Annotated in this window: 19 protein-coding genes; 3 read left to right on the top strand and 16 right to left on the bottom strand. The window is 38.2% G+C overall.

The window, feature by feature from the left end:
• Positions 1 to 94 precede the first annotated feature (94 nt).
• Positions 95 to 556, bottom strand: a complete 462-nt coding sequence (locus H5160_RS07920; protein WP_002958569.1) for a GNAT family N-acetyltransferase — start codon at positions 554 to 556, stop codon at positions 95 to 97.
• A gap of 207 nt (positions 557 to 763) precedes the next feature.
• A complete protein-coding gene (locus H5160_RS07915; RefSeq protein ID WP_024597466.1) occupies positions 764 to 3,016 on the bottom strand; it encodes an EAL domain-containing protein in 2,253 nt (750 codons plus the stop codon).
• A 310-nt stretch (positions 3,017 to 3,326) separates the two neighbouring features.
• Between H5160_RS07915 and cysZ the strand changes: the two genes are divergently transcribed.
• On the top strand, positions 3,327 to 4,037 hold the full coding sequence (gene cysZ / locus H5160_RS07910) for a sulfate transporter CysZ (protein ID WP_182671383.1): 711 nt from the start codon (positions 3,327 to 3,329) through the stop codon (positions 4,035 to 4,037).
• A gap of 74 nt (positions 4,038 to 4,111) precedes the next feature.
• On the opposite strand, the gene H5160_RS07905 is transcribed toward cysZ, so the two are convergent.
• The 14 genes from H5160_RS07905 to hemA all read right to left on the bottom strand — a co-directional run bounded on the left by H5160_RS07905 (position 4,112) and on the right by hemA (position 19,416).
• Entirely contained in the window at positions 4,112 to 4,633 is a 522-nt protein-coding gene (locus H5160_RS07905; RefSeq protein WP_024605426.1) for a hypothetical protein, read from the bottom strand.
• The gene (locus H5160_RS07900; RefSeq protein WP_182737191.1) at positions 4,611 to 7,943 is read right to left on the bottom strand and encodes a PKD domain-containing protein; all 3,333 of its coding nucleotides are present in this window, start codon (positions 7,941 to 7,943) and stop codon (positions 4,611 to 4,613) included. The genes H5160_RS07905 and H5160_RS07900 overlap by 23 nt, the downstream gene beginning before the upstream one ends.
• A gap of 16 nt (positions 7,944 to 7,959) precedes the next feature.
• On the bottom strand, positions 7,960 to 9,045 hold the full coding sequence (rlmM, locus tag H5160_RS07895; protein WP_024605425.1) for a 23S rRNA (cytidine(2498)-2'-O)-methyltransferase RlmM: 1,086 nt from the start codon (positions 9,043 to 9,045) through the stop codon (positions 7,960 to 7,962).
• A gap of 17 nt (positions 9,046 to 9,062) precedes the next feature.
• Positions 9,063 to 9,431 carry a DUF423 domain-containing protein gene (locus H5160_RS07890; RefSeq protein ID WP_024595287.1) on the bottom strand — a complete coding sequence of 123 codons (369 nt, stop codon included), beginning with the start codon at positions 9,429 to 9,431 and terminating at the stop codon, positions 9,063 to 9,065.
• A 19-nt stretch (positions 9,432 to 9,450) separates the two neighbouring features.
• On the bottom strand, positions 9,451 to 10,086 hold the full coding sequence (locus H5160_RS07885; protein WP_182737190.1) for an alpha/beta family hydrolase: 636 nt from the start codon (positions 10,084 to 10,086) through the stop codon (positions 9,451 to 9,453).
• Positions 10,087 to 10,088: 2 nt separating this feature from the next.
• Positions 10,089 to 10,991, bottom strand: a complete 903-nt coding sequence (locus H5160_RS07880) for a transcriptional regulator GcvA (RefSeq protein WP_002958561.1) — start codon at positions 10,989 to 10,991, stop codon at positions 10,089 to 10,091.
• Positions 10,992 to 11,112: 121 nt separating this feature from the next.
• Positions 11,113 to 11,967 (bottom strand): 3-deoxy-8-phosphooctulonate synthase, encoded by an 855-nt coding sequence (kdsA, locus tag H5160_RS07875; RefSeq protein WP_002958560.1) that lies wholly within the window; start codon positions 11,965 to 11,967, stop codon positions 11,113 to 11,115.
• A gap of 9 nt (positions 11,968 to 11,976) precedes the next feature.
• On the bottom strand, positions 11,977 to 13,230 hold the full coding sequence (locus H5160_RS07870; RefSeq protein ID WP_182737189.1) for a DUF819 domain-containing protein: 1,254 nt from the start codon (positions 13,228 to 13,230) through the stop codon (positions 11,977 to 11,979).
• A 14-nt stretch (positions 13,231 to 13,244) separates the two neighbouring features.
• On the bottom strand, positions 13,245 to 14,072 hold the full coding sequence (locus H5160_RS07865) for a tetratricopeptide repeat protein (RefSeq protein ID WP_002958558.1): 828 nt from the start codon (positions 14,070 to 14,072) through the stop codon (positions 13,245 to 13,247).
• Positions 14,073 to 14,221: 149 nt separating this feature from the next.
• A complete protein-coding gene (locus H5160_RS07860) occupies positions 14,222 to 14,596 on the bottom strand; it encodes a SirB2 family protein (RefSeq protein ID WP_024605422.1) in 375 nt (124 codons plus the stop codon).
• Positions 14,597 to 14,625: 29 nt separating this feature from the next.
• On the bottom strand, positions 14,626 to 16,170 hold the full coding sequence (locus H5160_RS07855) for a response regulator (RefSeq protein WP_024595292.1): 1,545 nt from the start codon (positions 16,168 to 16,170) through the stop codon (positions 14,626 to 14,628).
• A 54-nt stretch (positions 16,171 to 16,224) separates the two neighbouring features.
• Positions 16,225 to 17,064, bottom strand: a complete 840-nt coding sequence (prmC, locus tag H5160_RS07850; RefSeq protein WP_154903383.1) for a peptide chain release factor N(5)-glutamine methyltransferase — start codon at positions 17,062 to 17,064, stop codon at positions 16,225 to 16,227.
• Between the two features lie 2 nt (positions 17,065 to 17,066).
• Positions 17,067 to 18,152, bottom strand: a complete 1,086-nt coding sequence (gene prfA / locus H5160_RS07845; RefSeq protein ID WP_002958554.1) for a peptide chain release factor 1 — start codon at positions 18,150 to 18,152, stop codon at positions 17,067 to 17,069.
• Between the two features lie 7 nt (positions 18,153 to 18,159).
• Positions 18,160 to 19,416, bottom strand: coding sequence for a glutamyl-tRNA reductase (gene hemA / locus H5160_RS07840; RefSeq protein ID WP_024594740.1), 1,257 nt, complete (start codon positions 19,414 to 19,416; stop codon positions 18,160 to 18,162).
• An 83-nt stretch (positions 19,417 to 19,499) separates the two neighbouring features.
• Between hemA and lolB the strand changes: the two genes are divergently transcribed.
• Together lolB and ispE are read left to right on the top strand one after the other, a co-directional pair.
• A complete protein-coding gene (lolB, locus tag H5160_RS07835) occupies positions 19,500 to 20,087 on the top strand; it encodes a lipoprotein insertase outer membrane protein LolB (RefSeq protein WP_182737188.1) in 588 nt (195 codons plus the stop codon).
• 2 nt (positions 20,088 to 20,089) lie between these two features.
• Entirely contained in the window at positions 20,090 to 20,947 is an 858-nt protein-coding gene (ispE, locus tag H5160_RS07830; RefSeq protein WP_154903382.1) for a 4-(cytidine 5'-diphospho)-2-C-methyl-D-erythritol kinase, read from the top strand.
• The last annotated feature ends 76 nt before the right edge of the window (positions 20,948 to 21,023 follow it).

The following is a 21,023-nucleotide window of genomic DNA, read 5'->3' as shown; positions in this document are numbered from 1 at the left end:
GTTACTAGTTTGAGTATGACTTTTATTACAAGATAATAATGAAGGAAGATATTTACGACACATTAAGCTTTAACATGTCGCAGCGTTAATGAACTTATTTACTAAGCCCTAATTCCATAAAAACACTTTGTGGATTATCTACATATGAGCCAAAACTGCTACAGCGTTTAAAGCCTAAATTTTCATATAAATTGATTGATTTTATTTGTTTTGGGCCTGTTTCTAAGCGTATTAACGGGATTTGTTTTTCGCCAGCTTGATGCAATAAAATCTGCATAATACGTCTTGATAGCCCTTTACCACGATGACTTGGTTTTACATATAAACGTCTTATTTCGCCGTAAGGCTGGGTATCAAATTTCTCTACAATCGCACCGCAGGCAATAATACCTTCTTCAGTTTTTAAACCAATAGCGTACACATTAGGTAAGGTTAATTCGTTTAACTCCAGAGACTGTGCGGTAGCCACAGGATATAAAGAATTTATAAGTCGGTCTATATCATCAAATACATTTACCACGTCGGGATCATTCGGGTTCAAATCGACTAACTGCATAAAGCTTCCATTCATTGTTATAAGTTTATTAAGCTTTAAATAATATATTTAAGCGGTCATAGCTTAGCATTGTTTAATTAAAAAATCTTTACTCCTTATTTAGCATATGGGTTATGACATTTCACCAGCTAAAAGAGCAAAAGTGGCCTAGCAAGTTTATAAATTTTGCTAAATTATTACTAATTAATAAATAGTAGTGTCCAAGTATTATTGCGCATTAGTATTAGCGCTATGCCATTTTGCATAGCCTTCTTTATCCATCGGCCTTGCAATTAAGTAGCCTTGCATGGCGTCAATATTCATTTTTTTAAGTAAGTCATATTGTTCTGTTGTTTCTACGCCCTCTGCAACTACCTCTAAGTTTAAGCTTTTTCCTAAACTGATAATTGTTTGCGCAATATTAAAGCCAACCGTGCTATCTAAAATTTTATCAATAAAGCTTTTATCTATTTTTAATTCTTTAACAGGAAACGCACTTAAGTACGCTAAGCAGGAGTAACCGGTTCCAAAATCATCAATCGAAAATAAAAAGCCAGCGGCAATGAGTTCTTTCATTTGCCTAATTGTATAATCTATATCGCTTGAGAGCATTGACTCGGTTATTTCTAACTTAATTTGCTGTGCTCGAATATCAAATTTATTGATAGTGCTAAACAGCTCTCCTTTTAAATTTGATGAATTAAACTGGCTTTGGCTAATATTAATTGAAACACTAAACGAGTCGTCAATTATGTTATCTGCTTTAAGTTCGTTTATTAAAATACATATATCATGTAAAACAATATTTTGTAGTTTTTGAATAAGCCCGTATTGCTCTGCAATTGGTATAAATTCGTTTGCCGCTATTAACCCTTTTTGAGGATGGTTCCACCTAATGAGTGCTTCAGCACCAATAACATCACCATACGTATTTACCTGAGGCTGAAAATAAGCACAAAACTCATCAGATGCAATCGCCCTGACTATATCGGTTTCTAGTTCAGTTTGTTTTTCAAGCAGTGTTTGTAAGGCTGGATCGTAAAAGCTACTGCTATTCCCCCCTTTATTTTTAGAACGATACATAGCCGTGTCTGCAAATTTTAATATATTGCCTGCCTGCGCATTTACGCTATCAATTAGACAAATACCTATGCTGCAGCTTACTTGAAATGCAAGATTGCCCACTTCAAATTTATCATGAAAAGCTCTTTGAATCTCTTTGGCTACTATTTTGCACTCGATGCTCGCCTGCTGTGTATTTTCTCCAACGTGTTTTAGTAAAATAATAAACTCATCGCCACCCGCTCTGGCCAACGTATCAGAGCCTTTTATTATTGCGCTTAACCTTTTTGATAATTCCACAAGTACTTCATCACCCGCACTGTGCCCAAGTGAATCATTAATACGCTTAAAATTATCTAGGTCTAAAAATAATAACGCCCCTATATTTTTATCACGCTTAACACTCTCCACACACATGCTTAATTTGTCGCTAAGCATTCTTCTATTTGGAAGATTCGTTAATGGGTCGTAAAAAGCAAGCTTATGTACTTCTTGTTCGGCCTTTTTCTTTATTGAAATATCTCTGGCCATCCATACTACGTGCCTTTTTGTAGGACTATTGGGGTGGTAATGATCTAATGCAGCAGCCCTGCCTTCAAAAACTATATTCCCCTTTGGTACAGCTAATTCATATTCAAAAATTTGCGTCTCGTTAGTCGAGAGTGTTTTTTTAATAACGTCCATTATCATTTGTGCATCGTCTTGGGAGAGCAGATCCTTAACACTTTGACCAATAAGGTCCTTGCTTGAATCAAGCAGTAACTCATTAGAGGTACCATACACATCGGTATAAATTCCCTCTTCACTTAAAATAAGAATGAGATCAGGCATTACCTTAGTGAAGGCTTTAAACTTTTCATTACTTTGCTGTAAATTCGCGAGCAGCTGTTTTGCTTTGTTAAATTCGTTACTTTTTTCAAGAGCGATACTAGAAAAGTGTACAAAAAAATCGATTAACTCTAAGTCTTGCTTTGATGGTGATTTAGGAGTGCTGTGATAGATAGCAAAGGTGCCTAATAAATCGGCTTGAGTTGAAAAAATAGGCGTTGACCAACATGACTTAAGACCAAACTTTAGTGCTAAGTCTTTAAAGTCCTCCCACAGCGGTGAAGTTTCGATATTTTCAACAATAGTGCGCGATTTCGAAAATGCAGTAGTACCACATGAGCCCACTTTTGGCCCTATATAGACTCCATTAAGCAAACTACAGTACTCTGGATGAATATTAGGAGCTGCGCAATGAAAAAGCTGCTGGCCTTTAACTGATAAGATTGAACACCTAGCGGATTCATCATCAATAATCTGCTCGATTGATGAACAAATTTCAGTAAGCACCTCACTTAAAGGTACCCCTAATGCAATTTTAGATAAAATGCCTTGCTGGTGAGATAATAACTTTTTTAACCTATCCGTACCCATTTTCCTTTACCCGTATTATTTATACACATTGAAACAACAAAAGCTTTAATCAAGCGCTTTTTTCTTACGCAGTAAAGTTCAGTATAGTCATGATTAGTAAGTTTTTTATTTTATTGGCAAAAAATAATCGGGCCTGTCTAAAATAATCATAGTTGCATATTACTGAACACCTATTGTTACTATATAAACAAAACCACAATATTAAAGCTAACACTTTGTTACTTAAAAGTACTGTTCAAAATTTTTAAGCTATTTATACTATAAGTAATGGTAAATATTTTTTGAGGTTACAGTGCAGATCACACAAGGTATGGAATACTTTTTTTCGGGGTTTAAATTAATTAGCCAAAAAGGGCTAAAGCGTTTTGTCCTTATTCCGCTATTAATTAATATTTTGCTGTTTGGTAGCTCGCTGTTTTTTTTAGTTGGCTGGTTAAGTGATAGTTTTAGCTACATAAACAACATGCTCCCCGAGTGGTTAAGCTGGTTAGAGTGGCTAATGTGGCCTATTGCTGTATTAGTTGTTTTGTTTAGCTATAGTATGCTCTTTACAGTTATCACTAATTTTATTGCAGCCCCTTTCAATGCGCTCTTGAGTGAAAAAGTTGAGCTTTACCTAACAGGTCAAAAAATTAACGATGACGGCTTTGCCGAACTAGTTAAAGATATACCTCGCATGCTTGCCCGTGAGTGGACAAAACTATGCTACTACCTTCCTCGCGCAATTGGCTTTTTTATATTGTTATGGGTTTTACCGGTCATTGGTCAAATACTATGGGTGTTATTTACTTGTTGGATGTACGCAGTTCAATACGAAGACTATGCGTTTGATAATCATAAAATTGACTTTAAGCAAATGAAAGACGATTTAAAATCTAAGCAAGGTTTGTCATACGGATTTGGTTTTGCTGTTATGTTGTTAACTGCTATCCCTTTTATAAACTTAATAGTTATGCCAGTCGCAGTGTGCGGTGCAACACGTTTATGGGTAGATAACTATCGTCCAAAATATCGCAGTTAATTAACAGGTTGCTGACTTTTTCAATATCCGAAGGACACCGCATTCTAGATTAAAAAGCACCTAAGGTGCTTTTTTTAATCTATTTTTAAAGCAATAAACTCAAGCGATGCACGCCTTGGTAATGCATCGCTTTGTTTATCTACTTCTTCAAATTTTTTAATCAAAATACTAAAGCGCTGATTATTAATATTAACGGCTGTAACTTCACCAATTTTTATACTGTAGTTTTGCTGCTGATCAAACAGCTTTAGTATTTGACCTTTTACACGCTCTACGTATAAATAAGGTGTTTGGTCTGGCATCTTTAAACGAATGACATTGATTTTACTTAGTTCATGTACCGCGACCCAATTCTGACTCTGCATTAACGTATTATAACGACTAATACCTTCAGGCTGATAAACAACATCTTGGCTTATAACGCATGTATTACAGTCCTTTACTGATTCAATTCGCCAGTCAACAGCTGTATTTTTATAATACAAATTATCATTTTTTAGTAACCACTCACGTGCATTGTTAGTATCGCTACACGCTATTAGTAAGCTAAAAAAACTACTCAAGATAATAAACTTAGTGCTGAGCATCGGCTTCATACTGTTGCTCTTTAATTGCTTTTAACTCAGCAATAATTGCACTACTTGGCTGTGCTTCTTTTATATAACTGGGAAGCGTTTCAATATTAGTAGGCGAGCTTTGTAAATTATGCACCTTACTGTTATTTGTATTTGGCACGCCAAATCGATTACCTGCACTTTGCATATAAAACTGTAAATTAAGCATGCTCCACTCATCTACATCACTCAGTATTGATATTGTATTATCTTGGTTAGTATCAAAGCTGGTTAAGCTTTCGGTGTTAATTGCATTACAATTAAAATCAACTGGTAGTGAGCTATTTCTATTTAACCCCTGTATTTCAAGTATGGTGCTTTCATTTAAATCTGCTGAACTACCATTTGAATAATTAATAATAAAATCATCCGTAGAGCCTAAATGACTATTAGTATTTGGTGCAATATCGCAACTAGCATTGCCTGGGTAAAAACGCTCATAGTAGCGATCGCCTTCGTTATTACCTATTGTTGATAAACCCGCTAATTGATATAAATAGTTCATAGAGCTTAAATGATTAGGCTTAAAATTAACTTCTTCATCACCGCCATGGTATAAACCTAAGTTATGACCTAACTCATGAAATATTGTTGATGCTTGATAATTATAAGTTACATTGGTTGCTACTTGCGTATCAAGCGTTAAACCCCAGCCCCCCATAGTTACCATTAAATCATTACCGCTTATCTCAGCAATACCCGAACCACTAATACTACCGTCTTCGTTACCACTACTTGCCATTAATAAATAATGGAAAATGGGCCTGCGAGTTATATCGCTATATTCCATTTTATAAGCAAATAAATTAGGGCTACTTAAATCGTATTCAAACGGGGTATAGCTATTAAAAGGGACAAGATTTCCGCCACCTAAATCAAAGTTTTGCGGTGCTGTATTTGTATTTTGATCAAACAAATCACCTACGTCAAAGTGGACTGTATAGCCTTTTTCTGCAAAAACAGTGGCTACTTTTTCAAGTGCTGTTCGATGTGGAGTAATACCTACATCACTGCTGTCCATATAATCAACTTCAATAAATATATCTTTTTGTGAGGTACGCGCCCCCCACTCATAAAGTGGTAAACCCGCGAATGTTGTACCCTGTTGCTCAGCGCAATCAGGAATACCATCCTCATCATCATCTATTGTGCAATTTATATTGTTTGGCCCAGCGGGTGTGTTAAACACAGAATAACTCCAATCAGTACTTTGATTAGTGTCTGTCGCATTAAGCTCGCGCTTTAAGCTGCCTCCTTGCTCGGAGATGATTTGCTCTGCGTTACCACCTTGCCATTGTGATGGCGTTACTGGTTCTTGTACTGAGTTACCAAATTTTACAAAGTCGATTGTTTGTGTACCTGCACTATTAAGTAATTCTACAAAACCGTTTATGTACCAATAAGGTCTAATTTCATCACTAGCATTACCTACAAGCGCTATTTTAGGGTTGTTAACTGATGCACTGACTAAAAAATCATCTCCAAACTTGCTTTGTAAAATAAGGTACTCACCATTTTCAAGCTCTTTATTGGGCAGTGAAAAAGTTGTCTCTGCACTAGTCGAGCTATTAATCATATTAATACTGCGGGTTTTAAGCGAATAACTCTGTAAGTTTACAGCAGCCCCTGTGCCGTTATAAATTTCAATCCAAGGTAAGTCGTTACTAAATTGCACAGAAGAAACTTCAGTTATTTTTATATCTTGGCTAGAGGTAGTAAAAGAAGTAGCGGTTTGCGTTTCAATGGCCGTATCATCAAAATTAGTTAAATCAGCTGTAACACGGACAATATATTGGGTATCTTCATTAAAGCTTGCGCTTACATTTACAGTATGAAAATAAGTACTTGTGTCACTAGTAGTACCCGACAAACTTTCAATATTTAAGGCCAAGCAAGTAGTAAAATTATCTGCCGACACTTGTACGCTTCCTGTACAAACACCACTACTAGAATTAACTGCTAAAGTGCTCGTTAGCATAATATCTGAAAATGTAATACTAACAGGGCTATCTACAAGAACTGGGTCATTATTACTTTGGGGTGTTACATTACTAATTGTAGCGGGCGTTGAATCAACCACAGTAATATTCAGGGTAAATTCGGTTGTGTCTTTTGAATCAGACGCAGTTAACGTATAGCTTTGTGAAGTGATACTGTTTGCAGGAGGCGTGTAGCTAAAAAGTAAGGCTTGTGCATCAATAACACTAATTTGTGCACCATTTAAATCATCACCAAAATCAATCTGAACGGTATCGTTATCGGCATCGCTAACTACTAAACTAAATTCTGTGGCTTGATTATATTGCACGCTAATACTTACATCATCTGCAGTTGGTGGATTGTTTGGTGCTAATACTACAACTGTTTTTTGAGCGCTATTTGTAGCGTTATCGTCATCGGTTACAGTAACCACAAATGTAACATTGGTATTTTGTGCAACAGTGGGCGCATTAAAACTAATGCTTGTTTGTGTTTGAGTAAGTTCAACTACAGGACCACTTATTTGCTGCCAAGTTATGCTATTAATACTACCATCGCTGTCTTGTGCATCTGCAACTAAGGTTACACTAACGCCTTTTTCAGCTTCTTCAGGGCCTGTAACAATGACTGTTGGCGCGCTATTTACTTGATTAATTAAAACCGTTTTACTCGCTTGAGCGCTTTTACCTGCATTGTCAGTTACGGTTACGCTAAAACCTAGTGTTGTATTTTCAGATACATTAGGGGCGGTAAAACTAAGGACTCCATCAGTTTGTGAAAACTCAACATTGTCCCCAGCAGACTGAATCCAATTAATATTACTTATAGTGCCATCTGTATCTTGAGCGTTAGCAACTAAACTAACTTGTGTGCTGGCAAGTGCACTACTTGGGCCTGTTATATTAACTGTAGGAGCATTATTTTGAGAGATGATAGTGCCTGAAAAAACTTGTTGTGCAGTAGCAGCTGAGTTGTCAGTAACTGTAACCGAAAAGCTAAAGGTCGTATCGGTTGTTACACTAGGTGCAGTGGCTGTAAGCGTGTTACCGTTAGAGGTAAACGTAAACTCAGGCCCGCTAAGTTGTTGCCATTGATAGCTGGCAATTTGTCCGTCGCTATCACTTGCAAGCGCTGTAATAGTAAATGATTGATTAGAAGTAATAACGTTACTGCTAACCGAAAGCGTAACACTGGGCGCAGCGTTACCAGGGGCCGTAGTTGTATCACTACTTTCGCCTCCCCCGCCACAGCCTGTGATTAAAAGTGATAAAAAAAGTAAACTTAGCCATTTATTAATATTGTTTTTTACCACTTTTAGCCTCTACATATTAACTATACAAATTTTGTGGCACCTTAGTAACGTTTAAATGAACGGTTATTTCCTCACGATCATGATATAGATGTTTAGCTTGCAACTCGTAATTGATACCTTGTTTCTCAAGCTCTTTTCTGATCATCGAAAGACATTCATAAACACTATCAAAGCGTTTTTTCATAGGCAGCTTTAAGTTAAATATAAACTCTTTTGCGTATGCATTTACTGCCCAGTCAATCATTAGCGTAGTCACTTTGGTCGGTTTTTCCACCATATCGCACACTAACCAAGTAATATTTCTTTTTTCTGGGCGATATTTAAAACCGTCGGCTCTAAAATGTTTAACTTGCCCAGTTTGCATTAAATCGTCATTCATTGGGCCGTTATCAATCGCACTTACAAACATACCACGGCGTACAAGCTGATAAGTCCAACCACCAGGGCATGCACCTAAATCAACACTGCGCATACCGGCAGCTACGCGTGACTCGCGTTGTTGCTCAGGTATAAATACGTTAAATGCTTCATCGAGTTTTAACGTTGAGCGACTCGGTGCATCGCTTGGCATACGAAGGCGCAAAATACCCATGAAAAATGGAGAATTATTAAAGCTATACGAGTAACCAACATAAGCCGTATTGTTTGTTAAAAACATGACATGCATTACTGGGCGATTTGCTTTTGGCTCACGTAGTACAGTATTTTGTTTTTCGAGGGCTTTTTTAAGCGGTGTTGAGATTTTTTTACAGAACGTTAAAAGCTCTTTGCCTTCGTTTGTGTCTGGCGTTTCAACGCGCAGTTCTGAGCACAATGTAAAATCTTTAGCAGCTTCAACTACTGCGCTCACACGGTCCTCTACTGGCATGTTTTCAAGTAATGTGCCGGCAAACCATTGACGTGCAAACACCATGTTTTTAAAATCAACTTTTTTGATTATTTCATCGCTGTGATGCGCTTCAAAACATTCGTAAACAACATAACCTGTATTTGGTTTTGCTTTTACATACCCTGCAAAACCTTGCTCTGCAGCATGAAACGTTATTTCAGCAGCAGCATCGTTTTCAAAACCACTACGACAAAAAATCACAACACTAGACATATTAACCCTTAAACTCTTTAAAACTTAAATCGTGCAACTTGCACTAAAATAACAATCCAACCAATAATAAAGCACAACCCACCAAGCGGTGTTATAGGCCCAAGCCACTTCATTCCTGTTAGAGCGAGTAAATATAAACTACCACTAAAAAGTAGTGTGCCCATTATAAAAAAGCCACCAGCCCAACTCAGGTTTATGCCCCATTTAATTAAAATAGCCACCGCAATAAGTGCAAGTCCATGTACCATTTGATACTCAGCAGCCGTTTTAAAAACGCCTAATGAATACTCCGATAAGCGGCTTTTTAAACCATGGGCAGCAAATGCACCTAACATCACCGAAAGCATACAAAAAATACTACCGGTCATTAAAAATAATTTAATCATCTAACCCCCTGCTCGAGTCTTAACGTATCTCAATTTGTTGCTTAATAAATTCAACAGCACTTAACGCTGCTGTTTCTCTATTCTGCAGTTCAGTTACGCCACTTTTTTTACGTGGTTTTAATGAGTGATCGCCATCACTCAGCCAAGTAAACAAAGACTGCTTTGGCATTTTCATAGTAAGAAGTTCTTCACGTGTACCAAATGTATCTCGCTCGCCCTGTAATACTAAAAAAGGGCAAACAATATCAGCAAAATGATCGGTGCGTAATTTTTCTGGCTTACCCGGCGGATGAAATGGATAACCAAATGCTATAACACCTGAAAGGCTTTGCTCTGTACTACATGCAAGCATTGATGCCATGCGACCGCCCATCGATTTACCGCCTATAAACAACGGCAAATCTGGCTGCGCATTCGTTAGCACTCGTTCATAATAAATAAGTAACTTTGGTGCTCGCTCAGGAGGCCTGCGTTTATTAGTTTGTTTAGCGATTTGCATATATTCAAAATCAAATAAACCAACATCAACACCCTGCTCGCTTATTAATTTTGCCATGTGCTGCATAAAGTCAGAATCGCTACCAGCACCTGCGCCATGTGCAAATATAAACTGTGCTATTGCAGGTTGCTCCGTGCTTTTAAACCATTCAATCATTATTAATACTCATGTTCTTGCTCATGCTCTACTAAGCTCAGCATCCACTCTTTAAACGAAACTATTTTACCAAGCTCTGTTTGCGACTCACGAAGCACTAAGTAATACGCATTTTTACTCTCTAGGCTATGATTAAACGGAATTACCAAACGCCCTGCGTCTATGTCGGGTTTAGCTAATACACTATTGCCAATTGCCACACCTTGTCCATGTACAGCTGCTTGTAACACCATAGAGGAGTGGCTAAATATAGGCCCTTGATTTACCTGGATGTTACGCACGCCTGCGGTTTTCATCCACGTTTTCCAGTTTTTACGTGTAGTGTCGTGTAATAGTGTGTGATGCGCTAAATCACTAGGTTGATCAAGCGGCTTTAACCCGCTTAATAACATAGGACTACAAAGTGGTACTAAATATTCGGTATGAAGCTTGTACGCTTGTACGCCATTCCAATGACCCCTTCCATAATAAATAGCAATATCTACGTCATCCGTGAGTGAGTTTTCATCTTGGTCTTGTGCTTTTATTCGCACATCTATCTCTGGATGTAACTCATTAAACAAACTCAAACGAGGCACTAACCACTGAATAGCAAAACTAGGGGTTAGGCTTACCGTTAGTGAGCCCTTAGCGCCACGAGCTAATAGCTTTTCAGTTGCATCAATAAGCTGAGTAAAAATCTCTTTAATATCTAAAAAATAGCCTTGGCCTTCTTCAGTCAACAATAAAGAGCGGTTTTTACGTAAAAACAACTTCAGCCCTAAATGCTCTTCAAGTGTTTTTATTTGATGACTTACTGCCGCCTGCGTTACATAAAGCTCTTCTGCAGCTTTTGTAAAACTTAAATGGCGTGCAGCCGCTTCAAAGGCTTTTAATGCGTTTAATGGAGGTACCCGTCTTGACATAATAACCAAGCTTAGAATTAGTTTTTCTTATGCGTGAGATTATATACATCATATAAGTTTGTGTATATTAAAGGCATAAAAAAAGCGACCTGAGTCGCTTTTTAATAAACATCATGCTTAATTATAAATCGCTTGCACTTGTATCAAGTGGGGCAAAACTTTTAATTAAATCATCAACCGCTTTCATTTGCGTTAAGTACCCTTCTAACTTGCTAAGCGCTAACGCACATGGGCCATCACATTTAGCTTCGTTAGGATTTGGATGCGCTTCGATAAATAAACCAGCAATACCCAATGCCATACCGCTGCGCGCAAGCTCTGCAGCTTGTGCACGACGACCATCAGCAGAGTCAGCTCGTCCACCAGGGCGTTGTAGCGCATGTGTTGCATCAAAAATAACAGGTGCCATTGCCTTCATGTCATCCATACCCAGCATATCAACCACAAGGTTGTTGTAACCAAAGCTAGAACCACGCTCACAAAGGGCTACGTTGTTATTACCAGCTTCATTAAATTTAGTAATGATATGACGCATTTCATGTGGCGCTAAAAACTGTGGTTTTTTCACATTAATAATTGCACCTGTTTTAGCCATCGCCACAACTAAATCTGTTTGACGCGCTAAAAAAGCAGGTAACTGAATTACATCAACAACTTCTGCAACAGGTGCAGCTTGATGCGGTTCATGTACGTCAGTAATCAGTGGAATTTTAAACGTGTTTTTAATTTCTTCGAATATTTTTAAACCTTCTTCCATACCTGGACCACGGTACGAATTGATTGAAGAGCGATTAGCTTTATCAAATGAGGCCTTAAATACATAAGGAATATTTAGTTTCGTCGTAACTTCTACGTAATGCTCTGCAACACGCATTGCTAAATCGCGAGATTCTAATACGTTAATACCACCAAACAGTACAAACGGTTTATTGTTTGCAAGTTCAATTTCATTAATTTTAATAATTTGATCTTTCATTTAAATTCCTTAAGGTGCAACTGCTTGCATCATTAATCCACAAATATAAGCCATATAAGTACCCACACCGTAGCCTAGTACAGCTAACAAGACTCCAACAGGCGCTAATGATGGATGAAACGCTGATGCTACAACAGGTGCTGACGCTGCGCCCCCCACATTAGCCTGAGAACCCACAGCCATATAAAATAACGGTGCTTTAATCAGTTTAGCCACAATTAACATAATGCTTGCATGCACTAACATCCAAATTGCGCCCACTAAAAATAGCCCGGGGTTATTGAAAATAGCGGTTACATTCATGTGTAAGCCAATCGATGCAACCAAAATATATAAAAAGCTAGAAGCTACTTTTGAAGCGCCAAACGCTTCTATTTGCCTCACTTTAGTAAACGATAAGCCTATGCCAATCGTTGTTGATATAACAATTAGCCAAAAGAATTTACTGTTTAAGCTGTATTCTTTTGCCCATTCATAAGTAGTGCCAAAGTACGGCCCCAAAAAGTCAGCGCAAAAGTGTGCTAAGCCAGTTATACCAAATGCAATTGCAATCAGCGTCATGTAATCATTAAGAGTTGGAATGCGTGCATGTTCTGCGTGATATTCTTCCACACGCTTTTTCAAGTCTTCAATTGCGCTTGTATCAGCACCCGTCGCTGCATCAATCTTTTTATGATTTGCTGCCATTAACAATAAAACAGCCATCCAAATATTAGCGACAATTACATCGACTGTAATCATTACAGAAAATATATCACCACCAACTTCAAACATTTCTTTCATTGATGCTTGGTTAGCACCGCCGCCAATCCAGCTACCTGCAACAGTTGTCATACCGCGCCATACGGCATCTGGGCCATGCCCACCAACAATACTTGGGTCAAATGCGCTCACCATAAAAATAGCTAATGGCCCACCAATAACAATGCCTAAAGTACCCACTAAAAACATAATAAGTGCTTTAGGGCCTAAGTTAATAATCGCTTTTAAATCAATACTAATGGTAAGTAGTATTAAACAGGCAGGTAGTAAGTAGCGCGAAGCCACATAATAAACATTAGATTTATTACCATCTACAATACCAAAGGTATTTAATAACGAAGGTAAAAAGTAACACAGTAATAAAGCAGGTACGTATTTATAAAATCGTTTTAAAGCTGGACGCTCACTGTTTGAGGTTTTAAAAATAAACCCCAAAATAATAGCAAGTAAACCAAGCACAACGGCATCATTTGTAATTAATGCGCTTTGAGTTTCAACCATAATTATTCCTATTCTTAATGGTGCGTTTTATTATTATCTTCTAGTTCTTCTATTTGGTGTTGAATAATCTCTATTGCAGGATCGTCCGGACACTCATCTACAAAAAACTGTAAATCATCACGTGCCATTTTAGGGCAACCGAGCTGATTTAATAAGTAACCTCTGTCGCGTCTCTCATACGGGTCGTCGCCTATTAACTCCATTAGCATCTCTACACAGGTTAAAGCATGACCAAATTTATTTTCGCTAATGAAAGACCATTTTTGCTGAGCTAAAAATAACTTATATACTTCGTCATCAAAAATCAGTTCTAGTGGCTCTTGCTCTTGACCATCATCTTCATCTGCGTTTTCAGGGATAATATACCAACTTTGTTGTCCACTGCTTGGCTCTATTATGTAGCCTTCTTCATCACTAATCGCCACATGTACACCAACATCACCTTGGGTAAGACTAAGGTTCGCGTCACAGTTAGCTTGTTGTAAAAAATGACAAAGTATAATTGCCAGTGTTGTAGGTGAACCACTGCGCATAGAAAGCGTATAGCTCAATGTATTTAATTTATATTCAGGCACTTTTAAACCTGATGCACTAAATAGCCAATCACTGTAAAACATATCTAATAATTTTTCGAGGCGATCGTGCTCATCACTCACTTTTAAACACAGCGCTGAAATTTGCTGTTCAAAGTCAGTTAAAGTTTCATAACATGGTGTTAAATCTATCTGAGGGTCCCACTTTGACTCTGCTTTAATACAGCGGTAAATCGCTGGAGGTGTAAATTCATCGTAAGCATCATCAAGATAAGATTCATCGTGTTCGTCAAACCCGAGGGTAGTCATTAATACTGCAACATTTTAGAAAACGAAGGCGTAGTTTACCTAACTTTAAAGCTATATACCAATATAGAGGTGTATTTGAATATTTTCTGAGAGGGAGTTGTATTTGAGCTTTACAAAACAACTATAAAGCTCAAATAGTCAGATATTACTTAAAGCAAAAAAGCTGATTTAGACGTCGCTAAATAACCTATCGCTAAAATAACAGCAGTGTTAACTAAAACGTAAGCAACTTTAGCCGCCATTTTTGTTTGTCGGGCGCTTTTAGCCCCAATACCAATATATATAACCACTAAAACTATTTTTTCTAATAGCCAATATTGTTCAAACGGATTAATTTTAGCCATAAATATAAGCGTAAGTGCAGACACTAATAATAAAGTATCTATACTGTGACTACCAATCATTACCGCTTTATTTTTTGCTAATTTACCACTGCCCATTCGCGAAAAAGCGCGAACATAAAATAATATTACACTTAACATCGCAATTGCCATGTGCGAGTGCTTTACTGCTAAATAATCCATATGCCCCTGTACTTCTGTTTTATAAAAATCTAATCAGGAAAACGGCTAAGAACCGCCTCTAACTCATCAAGCTTTTCGTTAAATACTTCAACCATTTTTGGTTCAAAATGTGTGCCTTTTTCAGCATTAATTTCATCAACCACATTTTGTAATGTCCAAGGCTCTTTATAACACCGTTTATGGCGAAGTGCATCGTATACATCAGCAAGTGCGACTATGCGACCAAATACATTAATTGCGTTTCCGCTTAGACCTTGTGGGTAACCAGACCCATCCCATTTTTCATGATGCTCTTTTGCAATAATTGCACCTGTACTCACAATTTCATGGGGAGAGTCTTTTAAAATAGTATAGCCTTTATCAGTATGGGTTTTCATCACTTCCCATTCTTGAGGTTCTAACTTTGCTGGTTTGTTTAAAATCGCATCAGGAATACCCACTTTACCTACATCATGAAGAGGAGACGCCAACCTTACTAAATCTGCATCATGTTTAGATAAACCATAGCCCTCAGCTAAAATATGACAAATATGTGCTACACGTTTAACATGATTACCTGTCTCGGTTGAGCGCTGCTCTACTGCTTCACTTAACCTATAAACAAGCTCTTGTTGTGTCGCTTCTATTTCAGACTGAAGCTGCACATTTTCAAAGGCAAGTTGCACATTTTGAGAAAATATTTTGATTAAATGACGCTGAGTATCCGTTAAATCCTTTGGGACACCTGATATGAACAGCATTGAATTATGATTGTACTCACTACTGCAGTACGCAAATAAGTAATTATCTTTATAAATGATACTTTTATCATTAAGCGCCTGATGACACGCACTTAACTGCTCAGCTTGTAATACCTCATCAAGCTCTTTACCTTCACTTTTTTCAAAATCGCCAGTGCCAGAGCAAACTATTAGTTTTTTATTTTTTTCATGTTCTGGGTTTTGTGCAACTAAAGTGGTGGCATACATAGCTTGATCAGCAATACCCAATAAAGATGTTAATTGCTGCATAACGCCTTCAATAAAGTGCTCTATTGAATGCGCAGAAAAAATATCACGAGATGCTATAATTATTTTCTCAAGCCCTTCGCGTGACTGCTCAATCGAAATAATATCCCGATACGAGCGTAGGCTCGACATAATAACAGTAAATAATTTTTGAGCCGTTAGCTCCGTTTTCGATTTGTAATCGTTAATATCATAATTAATAATGACTTGACGTTCAGGTGCCTGGCCAGGTTGGCCTGTTCTTAAAATAATCCGTATATGATTATTTTTAGCTTCTTCACGAATAAACTTAGCAACCTGCAAACCAGCGTCGTCGGTTTCCATTACCACGTCAAGTAGCACAATAGCGGCATCTGGATGCTCTTTTATGAGCTCTTTCGCTTCAGCACCTGAGTAAGCACTAATAAACTCTAAGCGTTTATTTTGAAATTCAAAATCACTCAGTGCTAGTTTTGTAACAGCATGAACTTCAGGTTCATCATCAACGATTAATACTTTCCAGGTACCGTGTTCAATCTCATCGATTGTTTCTTCTGGTTCATCTGAAAATAAAAAATCACCCATCATAGTCGAAATTCCTTCATGGCATTATTTAACGCACTAGTAGGCAATTATTATTCTCTAGGGCCACAGTGCAAGTGTTACACGGTCATTGTTACCAAGGTCTTTCACTGTTTTAATATTAACAAACGCCATTTTTTCAAAAAAATGACGAACAGCTTCACCTTGCTCAAAACCGTGTTCTATTAAAAGATAGCCATTAGATGACAAATAGTCACGTGATTGTGTAATTATTTGTTTAATATCAGACATTCCGCAATCATCAGCCACTAATGCCGATAAAGGCTCAAAGCGCACATCACCCTGATTTAAATGTATATCACTACTTTCTATATAAGGAGGGTTAGTGACAATTAAATTGAATTTTTCGCCATGCAACTCACTAAACCAGTTACTTTGTTTAACATGTACATTATTAATCGCTAATCGCTGCTGGTTACGTGTAGCAAGTGCAACTGCATCGCTTACTCTATCTACTGCCGTAATTTGCCAATTAGGCATTTCACTACCCAGTGCCAACGCTATTGCACCAGTACCAGTGCCTAAATCAAGCACCTTTGCTGTAGCGGGTAGCGCTATTTCAAGTGCTTGCTCGACTAATGTTTCAGTATCTGGTCGAGGTATTAGGGTCGTTGCGTTAACTTCAAGCGATAAGCTCCAAAATTCACGCAGCCCAGTTATATGGGCTACGGGCTCACCTTTTAAACGTCTTTGGATAAATACATTAAACTGCGATTGTTGCTCATCACTAAGCGCATGTTCTGGCCAAGTAAAAAGGTAACTGCGAGGTTTTTGAAGTATATGAAGAAGTAAAACTTGTGCATCTAATTTAGCACTTTCGCTGCTAAGTGCTAATAAGTCAGCACCTGCAGCAATTGCTTGTTCAAGAGTGTGAGCCACAATTACTCGTCGCCCATGGCCGCAAGTAAGTCAGCTTGATGCTCTTGCATTAATGGGTCAATAATCGCACTTAAATCACCGGCTACCACTTCGTTTAAACGATAAAGTGTTAAGTTAATACGGTGATCGGTAATACGACCTTGCGGGTAGTTATAAGTACGAATACGCTCAGAACGATCGCCACTACCTACCAAGTCACGACGTTCAGAGGCTTCTGCCGCATGGCGTTTTTCATCTTCAGCTTGTTGCAGTCGAGCTGCAAGTACTGACATCGCTTTAGCGCGGTTTTTATGCTGCGAACGCTGATCCTGACACTCAACCACAACACCGGTAGGTATATGTGTAAGTCGAATAGCAGAATCAGTTTTATTTACGTGCTGACCACCTGCGCCTGATGCACGAAATGTATCAACTTTTAAATCTGCTGTATTAATTTGTATCGCTTCAGCTTCTGGTACTTCTGCCATAACCGCAACAGTACACGCTGAGGTATGAACACGACCTTGTGATTCAGTCTCTGGTACACGTTGTACGCGATGTACGCCTGATTCAAACTTTAATTGACCGTAAACGCCTTCGCCACTGATATTTGCAATAACTTCTTTGTAACCGCCATGCTCACCTTCATTGGTGCTTACAACTTCTACTTTCCATTTTTTATTTTCTGCGTAGCGGCTGTACATACGAAATAAGTCACCAGCAAAAATAGCCGCTTCATCGCCGCCCGTCCCTGCACGTACTTCAACAAACACGTTGTTGTTATCACGCGGATCTTTTGGCAACATTAATACTTGAATTTGATCTTCAATCACTAGTATTTGTGCTTTTGCTTCTTTATATTCTTCTTGCGCCATTTCACGCATTTCAGGGTCAGAATCTTTAAGCATTTCTTCTGCACTGGCTAAATCGTCTTGCGTTTCTTTATAGTTTAAAAACGTTTTTACAATCTCTTCAAGCTCAGAATACTCTTTTGAAAGCGCACGAAAACGGTTTTGATCACTAATGACCGACGGGTCGCTTAGCAGCGCTTGTACTTCTTCATAACGCTCTACTAAGGTTTCTAATTTATTATAAACAGACTCTTTCATTTAACGGTTATTCCTGATCAATACCTAACATTTTTTTCAACTGGTTTAGCTGCGCCACTTCACCTTTTTTCGCTGCATCTTGTATTGCACGGGTAGGCGCGTGCATTAAGCGATTGGTTAATTTATTGGCGAGCTCTAATATAATTTTTTCTGCATCTTTACCTGTATTGAGCTGACTAACAGCACGCTCTACAAGTTCAGACTTAATTGTTTGTACATCGTTTCGATAATGGCGGATTAAATCTACCGAATCGAGTGAACGCATCCACATTGCAAATTCTTTGGTGCGTTCAGTAATAATTATTTGCGCTTGCTGTGCAGCTTGCTCGCGCGCTGCCATATTCTCGCTTACAATGGTTTGTAAGTCATCAACGGAATATAAATAGGCAGCATCTAGCTCCCCAACTTGGCTTTCTATATCACGCGGAACCGCTATATCTATAAATAGCATAGGTTTGTGACGTCGCTGCTTTAGCGCCTGCTCAACCACCCCTTTACCAATAATAGGCAAAGTGCTGGCTGTAGAACTAATCACTATATCGGCTTTATGCAAACGCTCAGGCAATTGCGCCAAAGCAATCACATCTGCCGACACTTCATCAGCTAAGTTACGAGCTCGCTCAATAGTTCTATTTGCAACAGTGATATTTTGAGGCTCATTTTGGTATAAATGTTTAGCAACCAATTCAATGGTTTCACCTGCGCCAATTAATAACACATTGGTCTTATCAAGCTTGCCATAAATATGCTTTGCCAAGTTAACTGCAGCAAACGCTACCGATACAGCACTTGCGCCAATATCGGTTTCAGTTCTAACTTGTTTCGCTACTGAAAATGTTTTTTGAAACAACCTATCAAACGTAACACCTACTGCATCGTGGTTTTTAGCACTAAAAAACGATTGTTTTATTTGCCCCAAAATTTGCGGTTCGCCCAACACCAATGAATCCAACCCACACGCCACGCGCATTAAGTGATTAATAGCATCGTTATCTTCGTAGCAATAAGTGTTTTTGCTCAGTTCATGTTCATCCAAACCATGGAAACTGGCAAGCCAGCTCAACAGTGTTTGGGAATTTTGCTGAGCGAGGCTACAATAGATCTCGGTTCGATTGCAGGTAGACACAATAACCGCTTCATTAAAGTCGGCATGGCCACTTAATTGTTGCAACGCCTCTGAAATTTGCTCAGGCGAAAAAGCCACTTTTTCACGTAATTCTACGGATGCGGTTTTGTGATTTATACCTAGTGCTATTATGGTCATATTTGCCAAATATTGCTGAGCCCTACTTCAAAGGCGGTAATTTTACCAAAAATCAGCGGAATATGGAAAGTAAGGAACAACATTTGATTCGACAATATTTGATTTTATTCATGTTTTTTTTGTTTTTAGGTGGCTGTGCTCATCAAATTGATACAAAAACAACACTTTATGATGATTGGAAACCACGTTTAGCTGCTCAAAAAACTTGGCAAGTAGAAGGTAAACTTGCATTTATTAGCCCAGAAGAGCGTCAATCTGCAAACTTAAATTGGCAGCAAACAACATATTCCAATAATTTAATACTGACTACTTTTATTGGTACTCGTATTTTGTCGCTTAAACAAACAGCTAACGGTGCTGAATTAGAGTTTGACGGTGAACAATACTTTGATACTAACGCTGCAGAGCTTTTAAAACGATTAACGGGTTTTACACTACCGGTTGATAATGCCGATAACTGGCTTAAAGGCACTATTGACGATGAAAGTTTAATTGTTGATGAGCTTGGGCGTGCAAAGCAAGTATTATGGTTTGATAATACAGGCAAAAAATGGCAAATAGATTATGGCGCCTATGTACAAAACGCAGGTTACTGGTTACCTACTAAACTGACGTTAAAGCACCAACAAATAAAAATTAAAATTCAACTATACGATTGGCAGTTTAAATAAGTATGAATAACAAAACCTCTTTTTCACTTATTGCTCCGGCAAAACTCAATTTATTTTTACATATTAATGCTCGCCGAGAAGATGGCTATCATGAACTTGAAACCTTATTTACTTTTTTAAATTTTGGCGATGAGCTGCATTTTGAGTTAACAACAGATGGGAGTATTTCTGTCGGTGGTGATACTAAAGACATCCCTCTAAATGATAATCTCATCTATAAAGCGGCTTTATTATTACAAACACACTGTAAAACCTCTTTGGGTGTAAAAATAAATTTAATTAAGCGCTTGCCGATGGGGGGCGGTGTTGGAGGAGGTTCATCTGACGCAGCGAGTACTTTATTAGCCCTAAATAAGTTATGGAAATTGGCACTAAATTTAGAAACACTAGCACAATTGGGGCTCAAGTTAGGGGCAGATGTTCCAGTGTTCATACAAGGTCAAAGCGCCATAGCGCACGGTATTGGTGAAAAACTACACCACGTAACACTTGAACAAAAATGGTACTGCGTTGTACACCCTAACCAACATGTAAGTACCGCAAAAATATTTACACATCCAGATTTAAAACGCGACACACCAAAAATAATAGGCGACTGGAAACACCATACTTTGACCAACGATTGTGAGCCTTTAGTTAAAAAGCTTTGCCCCGAGGTTGAAAAAACCCTCCAGTGGTTGCTAAAATACGCACCGTCGAAGATGACCGGAACAGGTTCATGTTGTTTTGTCGAATTTGCTAGCCAAGTTCAAGCACAAGATGTACTTGAAAATCTCCCCCATACTTGGCAGGGTTTTGTGGCTTCAAGCGCAAATGTCTCACCTGCTCATACGGAGTTAACCGCCATATTCGATCAATGAAGTAACGTACAAGTAATCATAAGTTAACCCGCAGTGAAATTTATCATTGCCCGTTAGTCCAAATATTCAGTGCCTG

Origin of the sequence: Pseudoalteromonas sp. SG43-4 (assembly GCF_014164325.1) — a bacterium.
Taxonomy (GTDB): Bacteria; Pseudomonadota; Gammaproteobacteria; order Enterobacterales; family Alteromonadaceae; genus Pseudoalteromonas; species Pseudoalteromonas distincta.
The sequence above is the reverse complement of the archived record's forward strand: the minus strand, read 5'-3'. Positions and strand labels throughout refer to the sequence as shown.

What these genes read in the sequence shown, in the direction of transcription:
- H5160_RS07920 (WP_002958569.1), bottom strand. Translation starts at nt 556, where the DNA reads ATGCAGTTAGTCGATTTGAACCCGAATGATCCCGACGTGGTAAATGTA.
- H5160_RS07915 (WP_024597466.1), bottom strand. Translation starts at nt 3,016, where the DNA reads ATGGGTACGGATAGGTTAAAAAAGTTATTATCTCACCAGCAAGGCATT.
- cysZ (WP_182671383.1), top strand. Translation starts at nt 3,327, where the DNA reads ATGGAATACTTTTTTTCGGGGTTTAAATTAATTAGCCAAAAAGGGCTA.
- H5160_RS07905 (WP_024605426.1), bottom strand. Translation starts at nt 4,633, where the DNA reads ATGAAGCCGATGCTCAGCACTAAGTTTATTATCTTGAGTAGTTTTTTT.
- rlmM (WP_024605425.1), bottom strand. Translation starts at nt 9,045, where the DNA reads ATGTCTAGTGTTGTGATTTTTTGTCGTAGTGGTTTTGAAAACGATGCT.
- H5160_RS07890 (WP_024595287.1), bottom strand. Translation starts at nt 9,431, where the DNA reads ATGATTAAATTATTTTTAATGACCGGTAGTATTTTTTGTATGCTTTCG.
- H5160_RS07885 (WP_182737190.1), bottom strand. Translation starts at nt 10,086, where the DNA reads ATGATTGAATGGTTTAAAAGCACGGAGCAACCTGCAATAGCACAGTTT.
- H5160_RS07880 (WP_002958561.1), bottom strand. Translation starts at nt 10,991, where the DNA reads ATGTCAAGACGGGTACCTCCATTAAACGCATTAAAAGCCTTTGAAGCG.
- kdsA (WP_002958560.1), bottom strand. Translation starts at nt 11,967, where the DNA reads ATGAAAGATCAAATTATTAAAATTAATGAAATTGAACTTGCAAACAAT.
- H5160_RS07870 (WP_182737189.1), bottom strand. Translation starts at nt 13,230, where the DNA reads ATGGTTGAAACTCAAAGCGCATTAATTACAAATGATGCCGTTGTGCTT.
- H5160_RS07865 (WP_002958558.1), bottom strand. Translation starts at nt 14,072, where the DNA reads ATGACTACCCTCGGGTTTGACGAACACGATGAATCTTATCTTGATGAT.
- H5160_RS07860 (WP_024605422.1), bottom strand. Translation starts at nt 14,596, where the DNA reads ATGGATTATTTAGCAGTAAAGCACTCGCACATGGCAATTGCGATGTTA.
- H5160_RS07855 (WP_024595292.1), bottom strand. Translation starts at nt 16,170, where the DNA reads ATGATGGGTGATTTTTTATTTTCAGATGAACCAGAAGAAACAATCGAT.
- prfA (WP_002958554.1), bottom strand. Translation starts at nt 18,152, where the DNA reads ATGAAAGAGTCTGTTTATAATAAATTAGAAACCTTAGTAGAGCGTTAT.
- hemA (WP_024594740.1), bottom strand. Translation starts at nt 19,416, where the DNA reads ATGACCATAATAGCACTAGGTATAAATCACAAAACCGCATCCGTAGAA.
- ispE (WP_154903382.1), top strand. Translation starts at nt 20,090, where the DNA reads ATGAATAACAAAACCTCTTTTTCACTTATTGCTCCGGCAAAACTCAAT.